The sequence below is a fragment of the Ensifer sesbaniae genome (assembly GCF_013283665.1).
Classification (GTDB): Bacteria; Pseudomonadota; Alphaproteobacteria; order Rhizobiales; family Rhizobiaceae; genus Ensifer; species Ensifer sesbaniae.
Genome location: NZ_JABEKU010000001.1, coordinates 270214 through 288797, shown reverse-complemented (window position 1 = coordinate 288797; position 18584 = coordinate 270214). Strand labels below are relative to the sequence as shown.

The window sequence follows — 18584 nt, the reverse complement described above, 5'->3', positions numbered from 1 at the left end:
GGTCAGTTGAGCCCGAGAACGTCGAGCATGGAGTAGAAACCGGGCTTCTGGCCGCGGGCCCAGAGCGCGGCAGTCACGGCGCCGCGCGCGAAGATGGAGCGATCCGTAGCGCTGTGCGACAGCGTCACCTGCTCGCCTTCGCCGGCGAGAATGACCGAATGCTCGCCAACGACCGAGCCGCCACGCAGCGTCGCAAAACCGATCGCACCGGCAGGACGCGGGCCGGTATGGCCGTCACGCACGCGCACCGAATTGTCGGCAAGGCCGATGCCGCGGCCCCTTGCCGCCGCTTCGCCGAGAAGCAGCGCCGTGCCCGATGGCGCATCCACCTTGTGCTTGTGATGCATTTCGAGGATTTCGATGTCCCAGTTGGTGGGATCGAGGGCGCGCGCCGCCTTCTCCGTGAGCACGCCGAGCAGGTTCACGCCGAGGCTCATGTTGCCCGACTTGACGATGCGGGCGTGGCGCGCGGCAGCACGAATCTTCGCCTCTTCGTCGGCCGAGCAGCCGGTGGTCCCGATGACATGGACGATACGGGCCTGGGCTGCGAGGCCGGCGAACTCGACGGTGCCCGCCGGCGCCGTAAAATCAAGCACGCCTTCGGCCTCGACGAAAGCCTCGAGCGGCTGGTCGGTGACCGGCACGCCGATCGGCCCGAGACCGGCCAGTTCACCGGCGTCACGGCCGATGAACGGGGAACCCGGACGTTCGATGGCGGCATGCAGGCTGACGCCACCCATAGCGTGAACCGTGCGAATCAGCGTCTGGCCCATGCGGCCAGCGGCGCCCACCACCACGAGCTTCATATCGGTTTCGCCCATCGGTGATTTCCTTCTCGTCCGTTCTTAGAGCGTTCCCGGTCAAAAAGGAGTCGGGGAAACGCTCTATCTCATTGTTCTTACGCATTTCCGGACGCAAAACCGTTACGCACTTTTGCTGGAAATGCTCTAGATTTCGGCGCCGGCCGGCGCTTCGGGAGCCTTGGCCTCAGGCGACTGACCCTGAAGATTGTGAAGCCGAGCGTAGAGACCGTCCGGTCGCCGTGCAAGCTCGGCATGCGTCCCCTCCTCGACGACGGAACCGTCCTTCATGACGATGATCTTGTCGGCATTGACGACGGTCGAAAGGCGATGCGCGATGACGATCACCGTGCGGCCGTTCATAGCGTGATCGAGTGCCTTCTGCACGGCGGCCTCCGATTCCGTATCGAGCGCCGAGGTGGCCTCGTCGAGCAGCAGGATCGGGGCGTTGCGCACGAGCGCGCGGGCGATCGACAGGCGCTGGCGCTGGCCGCCGGAAAGCGTCATGCCGTTCTCGCCGACAGGGGTGTCGTAACCCTGCGGCTGCGTCAGAATGAAATCATGCGCATAGGCAAGCCGTGCGGCCTCCTCGATCTCCGCGTCGGTCGCGTCGATGCGGCCGTAGCGGATGTTGTCGCGGATCGATCCTTCGAAGAGATAGGGTTGCTGCGAGACATAGGCGATGCCCTTGCGCAGCGACTGCTTGGTGACGTCGGCAATGTCCTGTCCATCGATCAGGATCTGGCCGGAAGTCGGATCGTAGAAGCGCGGGATGAGGCTGATGACCGTCGACTTGCCGGCGCCGGAGGGGCCGACGAGCGCCGTCGTCTTGCCGCCTTCGGCGACGAAGCTGACGCCTTTCAGAACCTCGTCGCCATTGGCGTATTGGAAGCGAACGTCGCGCAGTTCCACGGCGGCGCCGCTGAAGGCCAGTTCCTTGGCATCGGGCTTGTCGCGCTGATGCGGCACGGTGTCGAGGATTTCGTAGACCATGCGGGCATTGACGGCGGCACGTTCCAGCGAGACCTGCAGCCGCGCCAGGCGGCGCGCCGGATCGTAAGCCATCAGGAGGGCCACGACGAAGGCGAAAAAGGCGCCGGGCGGCACGTCGGCATAGATCGCGCGGAAGGCGGAATAGGCGAGAACGGCGGAAATCGCGAGGCCGGCGAAGGTCTCGGTCATCGGCGCCGTGCGCTCGCTTAAGCGCGCAATGCGGTTCGCCCGGTTCTCGGCCCGATCGATGATGGCCTCGACCTTGCCGCGCAGTTCGCCTTCCATGGTGAAGGCCTTGACGATGGTGATGCCCTGGATCGTTTCCTGCATCGCGCCGAGAACGCGGCTGTTGACCTCGATCGATTCGCGCGTCGCCGAGCGCAGGCGCTTCGAGACGTAGCGCAGGCCGAGCAGCAATGGCGGCGCGGCGACGAAGACGATGATCGACAGCAGCCAGTCCTTGGCGAACATGACGCCGATGAGACCGATCAGCGTCAGAAGGTCGCGGGCGATCGACGTGACCGTCAGATTGAGCACGTCGCGGATGCCGCTGACGTTCTGGCTGATCTGGGCCGCAAGCTGTGCCGACCGCGTCTCGTTGAAATAGCCGACGCTCAGCGCCATCAGGTGGGCATAGAGCCGGCGCTGGTAACGCGCGACGATGTTGTTGCCGATCTTCGACAGGGCAACGGCCTGGCCGTAGGTGGCGAAGCCGCGCAACACGAAGGCCGCAAGGATCGCGCCGCAGACGAGCAGGACAATGTCCGCCCGCCTGTTGGCGAAGGCCTCGTTGATCACGGTTTCCATGATCGAAGCCGTAAAGCCGGTTGTCGCAGCAACGACGGCCAGACAGGCAATGGCGAAGACATAGCCGCGAATGTGGTCGCGACCGTTTTCCGCAATGACCCGTTTCAGGATTCCGCTGATCGTATCGGAATCGACCGCGTGCTGTTTTCTATTGCTGGCGCTCAAAAAGCCCGTCTTCCCTGGACCCAATGTGGCGAGCCGGTTTCCGGCCCGACCTTTCCCGGGGCTCTATAGTGCTTTGGTGTCGCTTTGGCGAGTCTTTGCGCGCGCCGACTGCTTAGCTTCTCCAGCGGCGTCCCTCCGTTGCAACACCGAAATCCCACGGCGTGCGGGCAAAAACGGCAAGACCCGAGAGCGCTGCCATCGGATGGATGACAGCAAAAGTCGGGATCGTCTTCATCAGCGCCGAGTGCGGTGCCTTGTCTTCGAAGGCGGCACGGAACGGCGATTTCATGAGCGCCGGCAGGATCTTCTGCGAAATGCCGCCGGCCAGAAACACGCCGCCGCGAGCCATGAAAATCAGCGCCATGTCGCCGGCAACGCGGCCGAGATAGGTGCAGAACAACGAAATCGTCTCGATCGCCGCCCTGTCGCTCTCGGCAAGCGCCTGCGTCGTCACTTCCGCCGGTTCGGCGAGCACCGGATCGATACCATCGGCGGCACAGACGGCGCGATAGAGATTCATGATGCCGCGGCCGCAAAGGATCTGCTCGCCGGCCATGCGCCCTTCGATCGGCTCGAGGAAGGGCCAGATCTGGAAGTCGCGTTCGCTGCGCGGGCCGATGTCGACATGGCCGCCTTCGCCCGGTACCGGGATCCAGGTGTGCTGGGCAAAGACCAGTCCGCCGACGCCGAGGCCTGTGCCTGGGCCGAGAACGACGCGCGACGTCAGCGGGCGGACGCTGCCGCCGCCGATCTGCACGAGATCCTCATCCGCCGGCGCGGCGACCGCGAGCGCCTGTGCCTCGAAATCGTTGATGATCAGCACGTCTTCGAGGCCAAGACTCGAAAGCATGTCCTTCGGCCTGATCACCCAGCCAGCATTGGTGAGCGGAATTTCGTCGCCCCGGATGGGACCGGCCACAGCCAAAATAGCCGAACGCGGCTGGACCGAGGTCTTGTCGAGGATGCTCTTCTGCATTGCCTCCTCGATCGTTTCGAAATCACCGGTCTTGATCGGCGGCAGTTGTTTCGGCTCGGCAAAGGCATCGACGAGCAAGGCAAAGCGGGCATTGGTGCCACCGATATCGCCGATCAGGATCGGAAAGGGGAAGACGTTTTCACTGGTGCCGGGCATCGCAAGATCCATCCTGATCGGTCGTGGCAGGTATATAGCGTTGTCTATCAGTTAGAGCGGGATAAGGGAAAGTGTGCGATTTTCCGCCCGCATCCGCCCAACTCATGAGAAGCGATCACGTTCATGGCTTTGGATTGAAGTCGAGCAACTGTTCGGCCGTCGCCCGGTTAAGAGCCATCGGAATGTCGTAGACGATTGCAAGACGCATCAGCGCCTTGACGTCCACGTCATGCGGCATCGCCGTGAGGGGATCGACGAAGAAGATCAGCAATTGCACCTCGCCGGTGGCAATCATCGCGCCGATCTGCTGGTCACCGCCGAGCGGACCGCTTTTCAGTCGCGTGATATCGAGCCCCGGGCAGACATCGAGGACACGGCCGCCTGTCGTGCCTGTCGCAACGATGCGCCATTGGGACAAAACCGCCTCATGCGTCTTGGCAAAAGCAGCTAGATCGTCCTTCTTCTGATCGTGAGCGATCAGGGCAATGCATTTCCGATCCGCCATGTCGGGCCTCGTATCAATCTTTAAATCGATTTGATCGCCCTATACATGAACGCTGCGGCAATGGAAAGATTGAAGCCTTCCCACTCCGCTCATGCGTCCAGGATCTATTGCAGGGGCGGACGGGCCAGCGGCACCGGAACATCGGCCGGCGGCACATCGCCTGCGGCAGCGCCGATCACCTGTTCGATACCCTCCTCAACCGCCGGAGCCGGCGCAGCCGCGCGATAGGCCGTGCCAAAGGTGGCGGCCTCTTCCGAGGCCGGCGCGGGGCCGTTCAGCACCAGCGCACAGGCCTTCGGCAGGTCGGCAAGCGTCGTCACCTTCGGCTTCACGGGTTTTTCGCCCGGCTTCTTCGCAGGCTTCGCCCAGGGCTCGTCGGTAAACCACCAGGCCAGCGACTTGTCGCAGCCGTCGCCGGCCGGCACGGCCGCCTGGTCCTTGCAGCTCGTGGCGCCCTCGGGGCATTTGATGCGGATGTGGAAATGATAGTCGTGGCCGTAGATCGGCCGGACCTTGCCGAGCGCCGAACGGTCGCCGGTCCAGGTATCGCAAAGTTTCTTCTTGATCGCCGGATTGACGAAGACGCGCTCGACCTGCGGGTAGCTCGCAGCCAGCATGATCAATTGCGCATGTTTCGGCGTCCAGACCGAACGATCGATCGTCAAGAACTTGTTCTTCTGCAGCATCGATGTTGCCGAAATATCCTCGCGCTCGCGATAGGTGAGCGTGCGCTGAGGCATCGGCGTCAGCCAAATATCGGCGTCAAGGCCGATCTGGTGGGACGCATGCCCCGACAGCATCGGGCCGCCGCGCGGCTGGGAGATGTCGCCGAGCAACAGGCCCGGCCAGCCGACCTTTTCGGCCGCATCATGCGAAAACTGCTCAATCAGCGCGATCATCTGCGGGTGGCCCCAACGGCGGTTGCGCGACAGCCGCATCGCCTGCCAGGTGGGCCCGTCGGTCGGGATCGCGACCCCGCCGGCAAGGCAACCCTTGGCGTAGAACCCATAGGGATTGGCAGCCATTTCGGCCGGCAGGGCCTTGGCGCCGAACAGCGCCTTGGCCGGCGTTTCATCCGCAACCGCATTGTCGGCAACCAGAAGGCTTGTGCCCAGCAGCAGCGCCAGAAGCGCCGAACCGCAGCGTCGAAATGGAGCAATCATCAAAATTCGTCCCGTTTGTCCCGCGGACATCCGCGCCGACGCGCAGCCTGCGATGTCCTACGAACCCCTATCCTAGAGCCCGGTCTTTGCCTGAGCCTTGCGACTCACGCGGTCGTGAATCACCGGGATGTGACTCAAAAATTTCGCCTGATTTGCGGCAGTGCCTGTCAATTGCCGGGATTTCGCCTATGCTCTCAAAAAAGAAGATTGAAATATAAGGGGGTACCGGCTGGATGCCAAACTTCTGCAGGACCATGAAACCTGGCCTCGCAACGTCACTGCTGGCTGCGGCGCTTCTTCTCCTTCCTCCTGCAGCCAAAGCCGAACACCCCGACTGGCATCATGGGCTGTCGCTCGTCGGCGAACTCAAATACAAGCCCAACTTCCCGCATTACGACTATGTCAATCCGAACGCACCGAAGGGCGGCGACGTCAGGCTCTCGAACACCGGCACCTTCGACACCTTCAATCCGATCCTCGACAGGGGGGAGGTCGCAGTCGGCCTGGCGCTGGTCTTCGACACCTTGATGAAATCCGCAGACGACGAAATCTCGACGGCCTATGGCCTGCTTGCCGAGGGCGTTTCCTTCCCCGCCGACATCTCGTCGGCCACCTTCCGCCTGCGGCAGGAAGCGAAATGGGCGGACGGAAAGCCGGTGACGCCGGAAGACGTCATCTTCAGCTTCGACAAGACCAAGGAACTCAATCCGCTCTATTCGAACTACTACAAGCACGTGAAGTCGGCCGAAAAGACCGGAGAACGCGACGTCACCTTCCATTTCGACGAGAAGAACAACCACGAACTGCCGCATATTCTGGGCCAGTTCCTCATCCTCCCGAAGCACTGGTGGGAGGGGCAAGGGCCGGATGGCAAGCCGCGCGACATCAACAAGACGACGCTGGAACCGGTGATGGGCTCCGGCCCCTACAAGATCGCATCCTTTTCAGCCGGAGCGACGATCCGCTACGAGCTCAGGGACGACTATTGGGGCAAGTCGCTCAACGTCAATGTCGGACACAACAATTTCGGCTCGATCAGTTATACGTACTTCGGCGACCGCGATGTCGAGTTCGAGGCGTTTCGTTCGGGCAACAGCGACTATTGGCAGGAAAACCAGGCGAGCCGCTGGGCTACCGGCTACGACTTCCCGGCGGTCAAGGACGGCCGCATCAAGCGCGAGAGCCTGCCCAATCCGCTGAGGGCCACCGGCATCATGCAGGCCCTCGTGCCCAACATGCGGCGGGTGCCCTTCAACGACGAAAGGGTGCGCCAGGCACTGAACTATGCCTTCGACTTCGAAGAGATGAACCGCACGGTCTTCTATAACCAATATACGCGGGTCGACAGCTACTTCTGGAACACGGAGCTCGCCTCTTCGGGCCTGCCGGAAGGGGACGAGCTCTCCATCCTCAACGAAGTGAAGGACAAGGTGCCGCCAGAAGTCTTCACGACACCCTACAAGAACCCCGTGGGAGGCACGCCGCAGGCGGGGCGCGACAACCTGCGCCAGGCGATCGCCCTGCTCATGGAGGCCGGCTACGAGCTGAAGGGCAACCGGATGGTCGAGGCAAAATCGGGAAGGCCGTTCTCGTTCGAGATCCTCTTGAGCAGCGCCACGCTCGAACGCGTCGCCCTGCCCTATGCGCAGAACCTCAAAAAGATCGGCATCGACGCGCGCGTGCGCACCGTCGATCCGTCGCAATACACCAACCGCACGCGCGCCTTCGACTACGACATGACCTGGATCGTGTGGGGCGAGACCCTCAGCCCCGGAAACGAGCAACTCGACCAATGGGGATCGAGGGCCGCCAAGGAGCCCGGCTCGCGAAATTACGCCGGGATCGCCGATGCCGGCGTCGATGCGCTGATCGAGAAGGTGATCTTCGCCAAGGATCGCAAGGCACTCGTGGCGGCGACGAAAGCACTCGACCGCGTCCTGCTCGCGCATAATTTCGTCGTGCCGCTCTACTACAAGAAGGACATGACGATCGCCTACTGGGACAAGTTCGAGCGGCCCGCAGAACTGCCGACCTATGGGATCGGCTTCCCCGATATCTGGTGGTCGAAAACCGCCGCTGCCAAATGAAGTCCTTGCACTCCAGCGGCGTCTCGATTCCAAATGCAAAAAAACGAATCACTGAAACAAGCACGAGCCCCGATCCGGGCCCGACAGCCGCAAGGAGACGCAAGGATTGAGACATCATAGACGGCATGCCGACGCTTCGCGGGTCCGGGCCACCGCCCACACGTCGATCGAAAGGCTGGCCTGATGGGTGCCTATATCCTGCGCCGCCTGCTCCTGATGATACCGACGCTGTTCGGGATCATGGCGATCTCCTTCATCGTCGTTCAGTTCGCGCCGGGCGGCCCGGTCGAGCAGGTGATCTCTGAACTTACCAATGCCAGCGGCTCGGATCGACTGAGCGGCAATGGCGGCGACCTTCTGCAGCGCGGCGGCGAGGAAAGCGGCCGCTATCGCGGTGCCCAGGGTCTTGATCCGGAATTCATCGCCAAACTCGAAAAGCAATTCGGCTTCGACAAGCCGCCGCTCGAACGCTTCGTCACGATGATGTGGAACTATATCCGCTTCGATTTCGGCGAGAGCTTCTTCCGCAACACCTCGGTCATCGACCTCATCAAGGAGAAGATGCCGGTCTCGATCTCGCTCGGCCTCTGGATTCTCCTGTTTTCCTACGCGATCTCCATCCCGCTCGGCATCAAGAAGGCGGTCACCGACGGCTCCACCTTCGATGTCTGGACCTCCGGCGTCATCATCATCGGCTATGCCGTGCCGAGCTTCCTGTTCGGCATCCTGCTGATCGTCGTGTTCGCCGGCGGGTCGTTCTTCGACTGGTTCCCGCTGCGCGGCATCGTCTCGGACAATTTCTGGCAATTGCCCTGGTGGCAGAAGCCGCTCGACTATATCTGGCACATGACGCTGCCGCTGATCACGCTGCTGCTCTCGGCATTTGCGACCACGACGCTGCTCACCAAGAATTCCTTCATCGACGAGATCAAGAAGCAATATGTGACGACGGCGCGGGCCAAGGGGCTCAACGATCGCCAGGTGCTCTACGGCCACGTGTTCCGCAACGCCATGCTGATCATCATCGCCGGCTTTCCTGGTGCCTTCATCTCGGCCTTTTTCACCGGCTCGCTGCTGATCGAATACATCTTCTCGCTCGATGGTCTCGGCCGTCTCGGCTATGATTCGGTCGTCAAGCGCGACTATCCGATCGTCTTCGCGACGCTCTTCATCTTCTCGCTGATGGGCCTGCTCGTCAGCCTGCTTTCGGACCTCATCTACACCTGGGTCGATCCGCGGATCGACTTCGAGCGGAGGGATGTCTGATGGCAAGCGTGACCACCTCTCCGACTGCCCCCGCGGCCGTGCCGCCGCGCGGCTGGCTATCCCCGGTCAACCAGCGGCGTTGGCAGAATTTCAAGGCGAACCGGCGCGGCTACTGGTCGCTCTGGATCTTTCTCGTGCTGTTCGGGCTCAGCCTCTGTGCCGAGCTCATCGCCAACGACAGGCCGATCGTTGCCTCCTACAAGGGCGAACTGCTGTTTCCGGTGGCCATCAACTACCCTGAAGAGAAGTTCGGCGGCTTCCTTGCGGAAACCGACTACCGCTCCGACTTCATTCGCGACGAGATCGAGGCCAACGGCTGGATGATCTGGCCGCCGATCCGCTATTCCTACCAGACGGTCAATTCCAACATTCCGCATTCGGCGCCGACGGCTCCCTTCTGGCTGATGAGCAAGGAGGAGCGCTGCACCGCCTATCCGGAAGGTGTGAACGACCGCAACTGCGTCGCCGGCAATCTCAATTGGCTCGGCACCGACGACCAGGCGCGCGACGTCATGGCGCGGATGATCTACGGCTTCCGCATCTCGGTGCTTTTCGGCCTGACGCTGACCATTGCCTCGGCCGTGATCGGCGTCACGGCGGGCGCCGTCCAGGGCTATTTCGGCGGCTGGACGGATCTCCTGATGCAACGTTTCATCGAGATCTGGTCGTCAATGCCGGTGCTCTACATCCTGTTGATCATCGCCGCGATCCTGCCGCCCGGCTTCTTCGTGCTGCTCGGCATCATGCTCTTGTTTTCCTGGGTCGGCTTCGTCGGCGTCGTGCGCGCCGAGTTCCTCCGGGCACGCAATTTCGAATATGTAAATGCGGCCCGCGCGCTCGGCGTCGGCAATGCCACGATCATGTTTCGCCACCTGCTGCCGAACGCCATGGTCGCGACGCTGACCTTCCTACCCTTCATCCTTTCCGGATCGATCACGACGCTGACCTCGCTCGACTTCCTGGGCTTCGGCATGCCGCCGGGCTCGCCTTCGCTCGGCGAAATGATCGCCCAGGGCAAGTCCAACCTCCAGGCGCCCTGGTTGGGACTGACGGCTTTCTGCGTCATGTCGATCATGCTGTCGCTGCTGATTTTCGTCGGCGAGGCAACGCGCGACGCCTTCGACCCGAGAAAGACGTTCCGGTGAGCGCGACGATGACAGATCCCCTTCTTTCCGTTCGCGACCTCTCGGTTGCCTTTCATCAGGGCGGCAACACGTCGCTTGCCGTCGAGCACATTTCCTTCGACATCCAGCGCGGCGAGACCGTTGCGCTCGTCGGCGAATCCGGTTCTGGCAAGTCGGTCTCGGCCAATTCGATCCTGAAGCTGCTGCCCTACCCTTCGGCCAGCCATCCGAGCGGCGAGATCCTCTTCAACGGCAAGGACCTCCTGAAGGCCAACGACGCGGAGCTGCGCAACGTGCGCGGCAACGACATCACCATGATCTTCCAGGAACCGATGACCTCGCTCAATCCGCTGCATTCGATCGAGCGGCAGATCGGCGAGATCCTCGAACTGCACCAAGGGCTCGAAGGAGCCGCCGCGCGCACCCGCATTCTCGAACTCCTGAACCAGGTCGGCATCCGCGAGCCGGAGAAGCGCCTCAGCGCCTATCCGCACGAGCTCTCCGGCGGCCAGCGCCAGCGCGTCATGATCGCGATGGCGCTCGCCAACCGGCCGGAACTGCTGATTGCCGACGAACCGACGACGGCGCTCGACGTGACGGTCCAGGCACAGATCCTCGAGCTTCTGAAGAAGCTCAAGGACGAACACGGCATGTCGATGCTGTTCATCACCCACGACCTCGGCATCGTGCGCAAGATCGCCGACCGGGTCTGCGTGATGACCAAGGGCAAGATCGTCGAGACCGGGCCGACCGCCGAGATCTTCGCCAGCCCGCAACACGCCTATACCCGCCACCTGCTTGCGTCGGAACCGAAGGGCAACCCGCCGCCCTCCGACGCCTCCAAGCCGATCGTGATGGAAGCCTCCGACATGAAGGTCTGGTTCCCGATCAAGGCCGGCTTCCTGCGCAAGGTGGTCGACCATGTGAAGGCGGTCGACGGTATAGACCTCAAGCTGCGTGCCGGTCAGACGCTCGGCGTCGTCGGCGAATCCGGCTCCGGCAAGACGACCCTCGGGCTGGCGCTGACGCGGCTGATCTCGTCCAAGGGACGCATCGCCTTCGTCGGCAAGGACATCGACCGTTACAGCTTCAACGAGATGCGGCCGCTGCGAAACCGGATGCAGATCGTCTTCCAGGATCCCTATGGCTCGCTCAGCCCGCGCATGTCAGTGGCCGACATCATTGCCGAGGGCCTGAAGATTCACGAGCGGTCCCTTTCCGAAAACGAGCGCGATGCGCGTGTCGCCGCCGCACTCGAAGAGGTCGGCCTCGATCCTTCGACCCGCTGGCGCTACCCGCACGAATTTTCCGGCGGACAACGCCAGCGCATCGCCATCGCCCGTGCCATGGTGCTCAAGCCGCAATTCGTCATGCTCGACGAACCGACCTCGGCCCTCGACATGAGCGTGCAGGCGCAGGTGGTCGATCTGCTGCGCGACCTGCAGAGCAAACACGACCTCGCCTATCTGTTCATCAGCCACGACCTGAAAGTCGTGCGGGCACTGGCGAACGAGATGATCGTGATGCGCATGGGCAAGGTGGTGGAACAGGGGCCGGCCGAACGCATCTTCAGCGCGCCGACCGAGGACTATACCAAGGCGCTGATGGCGGCCGCGTTCGACATCGAAGCCGTCAATCTCACCGCGATCCGCCAGTAGAGTGCCCGCAATGACTGCAAAGAGCCCCGTCATCGTCGATCTGAAGTTCATTCCGGAAGAGGTCGAGGAGGCCCTTCGCGGCGCCTTTCCCGATCGCGAGGTGATCAATCGCGCCGACATTGTGCACCACAGTCGCGACCTCTCGGGTATCGACTATGCAGTGGTGTGGAAATCGGCACCGGATCTCTTCGAACGGGCGCCAGACCTCAAGGTGGTCTTCTCCGGCGGCGCCGGCGTCGATCACGTGCTGACGCTTCCCGGCCTTCCCGAGGTGCCGCTCGTACGCTTTGTGGATCAAACACTGACAACGCGCATGAGCGAATGGGTCGTCATGCAGTGCCTCATGCATCTGCGCCAGCACCGCGCCTACGAGGCGCTGGCGGCGAAGCGCGAGTGGCGCGATCTGACCCAGCCGGAAGCCGCCGACATCACGGTCGGCATCATGGGCATGGGCGTCCTCGGCCAGGACGCCGCCCGTAAGCTCTCGCTCATGGGCTTCAAGGTGGTGGGGTGGTCGCGAACCAAGAGGTCTGTCGCGGGCATCGAGACCTACGGCGGCAGCGAACTCGACAGCTTCCTGGCGCGCGCGGATTTCCTCGTCGGCCTGCTTCCGCTCACCCCGGATACGCGGGGTATCTTCAATCTGCGCCTGTTTGCCAAACTCAGCCGCAACGGCCCGTTCGGTGCGCCTGTCTTCATCAATGCCGGCCGCGGCGGCAGCCAGGTCGAAGCCGATATCCTGAAGGCACTCGACAGTGGCGTGCTCGGCGGCGCCTCGCTCGATGTCTTCGAAGAGGAACCGCTTGTCCGCGACAGCCGCTTCTGGACCATGCCGAACGTCTATGTGACGCCGCATGTGGCGGCATCCTCCGACGTCAAGGCGCTGTTCCGTCATGTCGAGCAGCAGATCGCCCGCTTCGAGAGCGGGCAGCCGCTCGAACATGTGGTCGATAAAGTAGCCGGCTATTGATTGAGAGCAGGCGAGGAGGAAGCAAGCAGTAGTCTCCTTGTTCCTCCCATAACGGGCGATCAGGGACGGCGATAGCCCGTCGGCTGGTCATAGAGCCAACCAATACGTTCGATCGAGGCTTCCAACCCCTCGCGCGCAACGGTCATCGTGTGGCCGTTGGCATGGATCAGGGTCTGGTCGTCCTCCATCAGCGCGACGTGCCCTTTCCAGAAGACGAGGTCGCCGCGCTTGAGCTCATCGCGCGCAATCGGCGTTCCCAGGCCCGTCGCCTGCATGTCCGAATCGCGCGGCGCGAGCCTGCCGACCATCATCATCGACAGTTGCACAAGGCCGGAGCAATCGATGCCGAAGCCTGAGCGACCGCCCCAGAGATACGGCGTTTCGATGAAACGGGCAGCAACGGAGACATAGTCTCCCGGCATGACACTGCCGACCTCGATGCAGTGATTGGCGATGACCGCCTGGCCGCCATCGAGCAGGAAGTAGCGCGTTCCCCGGGTTTCGCGCTCATCGACAACCGTCAACCGACTACCCATCGACAGCGGATAAACGGTCGGAAGGCGCAGATCATGGCCGGTATAGACGAAGGTGCGCGGCACTGAGACGATATGTGTCGGGCTCTTGACCACCGGCGCGAGGCAATATTCCGGCAGGTAGCCGACATAGCCGTCGAGATCGGCCTTCACCCAGCACCAGCTCGCGTTGGTGTCGAGCACTCGAACCGATTCGCCAAGCAGCAGCTCTGTGTCGGTGCCGCAGGTGAGTTCGGGCTTCGCCCGCAGGGGCGCAACGGGAACCGAGACGCGGGCAACGCTTCCCTCGACATAGCGTTCGGCTTGCACGACACCGCGAAGACGGCTCTCTGCGAGGTCGGGTCGATAGGCATTCAAGCGGCGATCGGGGAGTGTCGACATATCTACTCACTTGGGCTGTTTGCGGCCCTGATCAATGATCAGGTCACCGAATTTTTCAAGATAGATGGCACCCTCGACTGTCCTTTTGATGACGACGTTGCGGCGATCACGGTCATCGCGGACGCGATCGACAAGACCAAGCGCCCCCATGGTATCGAGCGCGCGGGTGATAACCGGCTTGGTGACGCCCAGCGTCGCCGCCAGACCGCGCACGGTGTGCGGCGGCGGCACGAGGTAGATGTGCAGGAGGATAGCCAGCTGCCGCAAGGTCAGGTCGCGGCTGTCGACCCGGACCTGGGCGAGCGACACCGCATGCCAAAGCCCGAGGGCCTGGGAAGGCGTAAGCTCGATCGGCAATGGCGGCTCCTGCGCATGGGACTGACCCGCCACGATAGCGGCGGATCGTTACGCAAGCGTTTCTTTTTGCAGGCCGAATAGGCCCGACTATTTCGCCATCTTCTGGATGTGATAATAGAGCGCCCGGATGGCCTGTGCCTCGCCGCCAATCGGCGAATGCGGCCGCTCGGTCTGCGCCCATCCGAAGATGTCGAAATGCACCCAGCTCTTGGTGTTGGTGATGAAGCGCCGGAGGAAGAGCGCCGCGGTGATCGAACCGGCCATGCCGCCCGCCGGCGCATTGGTGAGATCTGCGATCCGCGCCGAGACATCCTTGTCGTAGCCGTTGTAGAGCGGCATGCGCCATATCGGATCGTCCACCTCGAGGCTTGCTTCGGAGAGATCGTGGGCGAGATCGGCATCGTCGGTGAAGAAAGGCGGCAGGTCCGGGCCGAGCGCGACGCGGGCGGCGCCGGTGAGCGTTGCCATGTCGACGAGCAGGTCGGTCTTTTCCTCGTCGGCATAGGCGAGCGCATCGGCCAAGATCAGCCGGCCCTCGGCATCGGTGTTGTCGATCTGCACTGTCAGTCCCTTGCGGCTGCGGTAGATGTCACCGGGGCGGAAGGCATTGGCGGAGATCGAGTTTTCGACCACGGGCACGATGACGCGCAGATCGACCTTGAGCTTGGCGTCCATGATCATCAGCGCGAGGCCGAGCACATTGGCGGCACCGCCCATGTCCTTCTTCATCAGGAGCATGGAGGCGGACGGCTTGATGTCGAGGCCGCCGGTATCAAAGCAGACGCCCTTGCCGACCAGCGTTATCTTCCTGTGACCCTTCTTGCCCCAGCGCAACTCGAGAAGGCGGGGCGCCTCGGCGCTGGCGCGACCAACGGTATGGACCAGCGGGAAGTTCTGCGTCAGCAGCGCTTCGCCTGATATGACCGAGACATCAGCCTTGTAGTGGGTCGCCAGCGCGCGGAATGCCGCCTCGAGCGCTTCCGGTCCCATGTCGTTGGTCGGCGTGTTGATGAGGTCGCGCGCCAGAAAGACGCCGGCAAGCTGCCGCTTGATGTCGGTCGCGTCGGCGTCAGCGGGGATGAGCAGCGTCGGCGGCTCACCCTTGGCGGATTTGTAGCGTTCAAAGCGGTAGGAGCCGAGGCCGTAGCCGAGCGCCAGGCGGTTGGCGGTAAGCGGGGCCGTTTCGATGTGCCACTTGCCCGCCGGCAGCGCCCGCGCGAGCTTGCCGGCCAGGAACGGCGCCTCCGACGGGTTGCTGCCGAGACCGAAAAGCGCGCCGCCGAGATGGCCGTCGGACGACGGGATCAACAGCACCGCGCCGGATTCGGCGGTAAAGCCAGCCTTGCGCGCCCAGTCCAAAGCGATCGGATCGATCGTCCCCGTCTCGATGTGCGCCGGCGTGACCGCGAAGATCGGCAGGGTCTTGCCGGCGCTGGTGTTGAACGGCGACGGCCGCTCGATGAACTGATAGGGAGCCATGAAAGTCCTCGGCTGACAGAGATGGAATCGCGCCATTAACGCTCTGTTAGGGTTAACAGATTATTGCTGGAGTGAAAGTTGCGCCGGTGTTGTCTGAAGTTCAGGTGCGCGAATGCATGCTGGGGACACTCATGGCCAAACGCACGACTTCACGCTTGAAAGCCGCTCATCTCTTCCAGGGCGCGGCGATTGCGCTGGTGGCGCTCACGCTGGCGGGCTGCGCCAGTCAGCCGAAGAAGGAACTGACGACGGGCTCGATATCGCGCACGTCGAAGCCGGTGCAGTCGATGACCGCGACGGAGCTTTCGGCGGCGGCCGAAAGCATCGGCCAGGCCTATGAAAAGAACCCGAGGGATCGCGAAGCTGGGCTCAACTACGCCAACCTTCTGCGCATGACCGGCCGCAACGAGCAGGCCCTCGCCGTCATGCAGCAGGTCGCGATCAACAATCCATCGGACCGGGAAGTGCTCGGCGCCTATGGCAAGGCGCAGGCCGCGGCCGGCCAGCTCGACCAGGCGCTGGCGACGATCAGCCGGGCCCAGACCCCAGACCGTCCGGACTGGAAGCTGAAATCGGCCGAGGGCGCGATCCTCGACCAGCTCGGACGCCCGCAGGAGGCGCGCGCGCGCTATCGCGAAGCGCTCGACCTCAAGCCGAATGAACCGTCCGTGCTCTCCAACCTTGGCATGTCCTACCTTCTGACCAAGGATCTTCGCACCGCGGAAACCTATCTCAAGTCGGCAGCAGGCCAGCCCGGCGCCGACAGCAGTGTGCGGCAGAACCTGGCGCTGGCGGTCGGGCTTCAGGGCCGTTTTCAAGAGGCCGAGACCATCGCCCGGCAAGAGCTTTCCAGCGAACAGGCGGAAGCGAACGTCGCCTATCTGCGCTCGATGCTCTCCCAGCAGGGAGCGTGGAAGCAACTGGCCAAGGCTGACGAGGCGAAGGCCGCCAACTAACGACGAGCGCAAATCCCCACGGTCGCGCGCGCAGGCGCTGCCCGGACAGGTGTATCAAGCTATGCGGATTACTGCGCCCGGTTGCCGCCTACGGCGGCGATCTGGTGCAACGCCGGGACAGGTTCGAGTGCCACCGGCTACCCTCCAAAACATGTCGCGCAAGCACAAGGTCGAATCTGAAGGCCGGCGACGCGCGTCAGAACTTGTCGGCGACCTGGATGCCGGCGGGCCCGAGAATGACGGCGACCAGGACCGGCAAGAAGAAGAGGATCATCGGCACCGTCAGCTTCGGCGGCAGCGCCGCCGCCTTCTTTTCAGCCGCCGTCATGCGCTGATCGCGGCTTTCCTGCGCAAGAACACGCAGCGCCTGGGCGATCGGCGTACCGTAACGGTCCGCCTGGATGAGTGCCTGGACCACCGACTTGACCTCTTCGAGGCCGGTGCGAAGGCCGAGGTTTTCGAGCGCCGCGCGACGGTCAGGCAGGAAGGAAAGTTCTGCGGTCGTGAGCACCAGTTCCTCTGCCAAAGGCTGCGACTGGGCCGCGATTTCGTCTGCGACACGACGCATCGCCAGTTCCATCGACACGCCCGATTCGACGCAGATCAGGAGAAGGTCCAGCGCGTCCGGCCAGGCGCGACGGATCGAATGCTGGCGCTTGGAGACGGCGTTGGCGACAATAATGTTCGGCGCGTAGAAGCCCAGATAGGCGAAACCGATCGCGAAGAAGAGACGCACCATCAGCGGCTTCTCGACGAAATTTCCGAGCACGAAAATGTAGACGAGAGCGATGAGCAGAAACAGGAAAGGCAGGCAGAAGCGCGCGAACAGAAAAGTATTGAGGGCATTCTGCGAGCGGAAGCCGGCCATTTTCAAACGGTTGACCGTGTTGTCGTCCACGAGCGCCGTGCGCAGATTGAGCCTTTCGACGATCTGGCGAATAGAAGCGTTGTTCTGGCCACGCAGACTCGCCCTGCCGCTCTGTGCTTCGGCGAGCCGCGCCCGTTCGCGTGCGCGGATTTGCTCCCGCTCGCTCGCAACCGACTTCATCCGCTTTCCGAGATCGCCCCGTTCGAAGAACGGCACGATCAGCGAGTAAAATGTCGCGAGCACGGCAAGCGAAACCAGAACGGCGATGACGACGTTCGGATCGGTCAGCGTCTTGATCAGGTCCATGCTCATCGATGCGCCTCAGATATCGAAATTGATCATATTGCGCATCACCAAGATGCCGATGCTCATCCAGACGAGGCCAGCGCCGATGATGAGGTGACCGCGCGGGTCGGTGAACAGCACCATCATGTATGCGGGCGAGGTCACGTAGACCAGGAACGAGACGATGAACGGCAGGGCACCGATGATGCAGGCCGACGCCTTGGCCTCCATCGACATTGCGCTGACCTTCGCCCTCATCTTCCTGCGATCGCGCAGAACCCTCGACAGGTTGCCGAGGGCTTCGGAAAGGTTGCCGCCCGCCTGCGCCTGAATGGCGATGACGATGGCGAAGAAGTTCACCTCGGGCAGAGGAATGCTGTTGATCATGCGGGCACAGGCTTCGGTGACGCTCAATCCGACCTGCTGGGATTCGACCACACGGCGGAACTCTGTCTTGACCGGCTCCTGCCCATCGGCGGCGATGAGGCGGAGCGCGTCATTGAGCGGAAGGCCGGATTTGATCGAGCGGACCATGATCTCGAGCGCGTTCGGAAACTCCTCCAGGAACTTCTTGCAGCGTCGCTTGATGAGGAAGCCGACAAACCAGCGAGGCAGGCCAAGGCCTGCGATCAGGGCGATTCCCAGGCCGATTGCGGGTCCGGCTCCCATGATCACGGCGACGAGAAAGGCGAAGACGCCGAAAAGCGCGCTGAACAGATAGAAGCGTCCCAAGGACATCGAGAGGTCCGCCTGGGTCAGCCGCACCTTCATCGAAGGCGATGATTTGGCCGAGCGTTCCTGCTGCTTCTTCTCGAGTTCCTTCAGCGAATCCTGCACGGATTTGCGCCGCTTCGACAATTCGCTGACACGGTCTCGTGCCGCCTTAACCTTCGCGCGGTCCGTTTCCGCCGCGCTGACCTTGCGCACGCGGCTTTCCGCCTTCTTTTCGCTTTCGATACGCGAGAACAGCAAGCCGTAGGCAAGCGCCGCCGCCGATATGGCGACGAGAGCGGCCAGTGCCAGAACGGTGATGTCTATGCCAAACATCGCAGCTC

The 18584-nt window shown here is 62.8% G+C and carries 16 protein-coding genes; 6 read left to right on the top strand and 10 right to left on the bottom strand.

Translation table 11 applies throughout. The features are described 5' to 3' along the window. Positions 1 to 2 precede the first annotated feature (2 nt). The 5 genes from dapB to mepA form a co-directional block, all read right to left on the bottom strand. Entirely contained in the window at positions 3 to 821 is an 819-nt protein-coding gene (gene dapB / locus BHMPCIPO_RS01315; RefSeq protein ID WP_173515095.1) for a 4-hydroxy-tetrahydrodipicolinate reductase, read from the bottom strand. Between the two features lie 126 nt (positions 822 to 947). Next, positions 948 to 2765, bottom strand: coding sequence for an ABC transporter ATP-binding protein (locus BHMPCIPO_RS01310; protein ID WP_173515094.1), 1818 nt, complete (start codon positions 2763 to 2765; stop codon positions 948 to 950). A 112-nt stretch (positions 2766 to 2877) separates the two neighbouring features. Next, entirely contained in the window at positions 2878 to 3897 is a 1020-nt protein-coding gene (locus BHMPCIPO_RS01305) for a glucokinase (RefSeq protein WP_173515093.1), read from the bottom strand. A 121-nt stretch (positions 3898 to 4018) separates the two neighbouring features. Beyond that, positions 4019 to 4402, bottom strand: a complete 384-nt coding sequence (locus BHMPCIPO_RS01300) for a methylglyoxal synthase (RefSeq protein WP_173515092.1) — start codon at positions 4400 to 4402, stop codon at positions 4019 to 4021. A 104-nt stretch (positions 4403 to 4506) separates the two neighbouring features. After that, positions 4507 to 5565, bottom strand: a complete 1059-nt coding sequence (gene mepA / locus BHMPCIPO_RS01295; RefSeq protein ID WP_173515091.1) for a penicillin-insensitive murein endopeptidase — start codon at positions 5563 to 5565, stop codon at positions 4507 to 4509. 233 nt (positions 5566 to 5798) lie between these two features. Between mepA and BHMPCIPO_RS01290 the strand changes: the two genes are divergently transcribed. From BHMPCIPO_RS01290 to BHMPCIPO_RS01270, 5 genes are all read left to right on the top strand, one after another. Beyond that, positions 5799 to 7652, top strand: coding sequence for an extracellular solute-binding protein (locus BHMPCIPO_RS01290; protein ID WP_173515090.1), 1854 nt, complete (start codon positions 5799 to 5801; stop codon positions 7650 to 7652). 183 nt (positions 7653 to 7835) lie between these two features. Next, positions 7836 to 8918 (top strand): microcin C ABC transporter permease YejB, encoded by a 1083-nt coding sequence (locus BHMPCIPO_RS01285; RefSeq protein ID WP_173515089.1) that lies wholly within the window; start codon positions 7836 to 7838, stop codon positions 8916 to 8918. Further along, positions 8918 to 10063: an ABC transporter permease gene (locus BHMPCIPO_RS01280; protein WP_173515088.1), complete on the top strand. Its 1146-nt coding sequence runs from the start codon at positions 8918 to 8920 to the stop codon at positions 10061 to 10063. The genes BHMPCIPO_RS01285 and BHMPCIPO_RS01280 overlap by 1 nt, the downstream gene beginning before the upstream one ends. An 8-nt stretch (positions 10064 to 10071) precedes the next feature. Next, positions 10072 to 11700, top strand: a complete 1629-nt coding sequence (locus tag BHMPCIPO_RS01275) for an ABC transporter ATP-binding protein (protein WP_173515087.1) — start codon at positions 10072 to 10074, stop codon at positions 11698 to 11700. Between the two features lie 10 nt (positions 11701 to 11710). Then, on the top strand, positions 11711 to 12670 hold the full coding sequence (locus tag BHMPCIPO_RS01270; RefSeq protein WP_173515086.1) for a 2-hydroxyacid dehydrogenase: 960 nt from the start codon (positions 11711 to 11713) through the stop codon (positions 12668 to 12670). A gap of 59 nt (positions 12671 to 12729) precedes the next feature. Here BHMPCIPO_RS01270 and BHMPCIPO_RS01265 read toward each other — a convergent pair whose 3' ends face one another. The 3 genes from BHMPCIPO_RS01265 to BHMPCIPO_RS01255 form a co-directional block, all read right to left on the bottom strand. Continuing rightward, complete coding sequence (locus BHMPCIPO_RS01265; protein WP_173515085.1) at positions 12730 to 13584, bottom strand: C40 family peptidase; 855 nt, start codon at positions 13582 to 13584, stop codon at positions 12730 to 12732. 6 nt (positions 13585 to 13590) lie between these two features. Next, positions 13591 to 13941, bottom strand: coding sequence for a MarR family transcriptional regulator (locus BHMPCIPO_RS01260; RefSeq protein ID WP_173515084.1), 351 nt, complete (start codon positions 13939 to 13941; stop codon positions 13591 to 13593). Between the two features lie 87 nt (positions 13942 to 14028). Further along, a complete protein-coding gene (locus BHMPCIPO_RS01255; protein ID WP_173515083.1) occupies positions 14029 to 15420 on the bottom strand; it encodes a leucyl aminopeptidase family protein in 1392 nt (463 codons plus the stop codon). 131 nt (positions 15421 to 15551) lie between these two features. Between BHMPCIPO_RS01255 and BHMPCIPO_RS01250 the strand changes: the two genes are divergently transcribed. Then, complete coding sequence (locus BHMPCIPO_RS01250) at positions 15552 to 16376, top strand: tetratricopeptide repeat protein (protein WP_173515082.1); 825 nt, start codon at positions 15552 to 15554, stop codon at positions 16374 to 16376. Between the two features lie 196 nt (positions 16377 to 16572). Here the strand turns inward: BHMPCIPO_RS01250 and BHMPCIPO_RS01245 are convergent, their stop codons facing one another. Next, positions 16573 to 17556 carry a type II secretion system F family protein gene (locus BHMPCIPO_RS01245; RefSeq protein WP_173515081.1) on the bottom strand — a complete coding sequence of 328 codons (984 nt, stop codon included), beginning with the start codon at positions 17554 to 17556 and terminating at the stop codon, positions 16573 to 16575. Between the two features lie 9 nt (positions 17557 to 17565). Continuing rightward, positions 17566 to 18576, bottom strand: coding sequence for a type II secretion system F family protein (locus tag BHMPCIPO_RS01240; RefSeq protein WP_173515080.1), 1011 nt, complete (start codon positions 18574 to 18576; stop codon positions 17566 to 17568). Between the last annotated feature and the right edge of the window lie 8 nt (positions 18577 to 18584).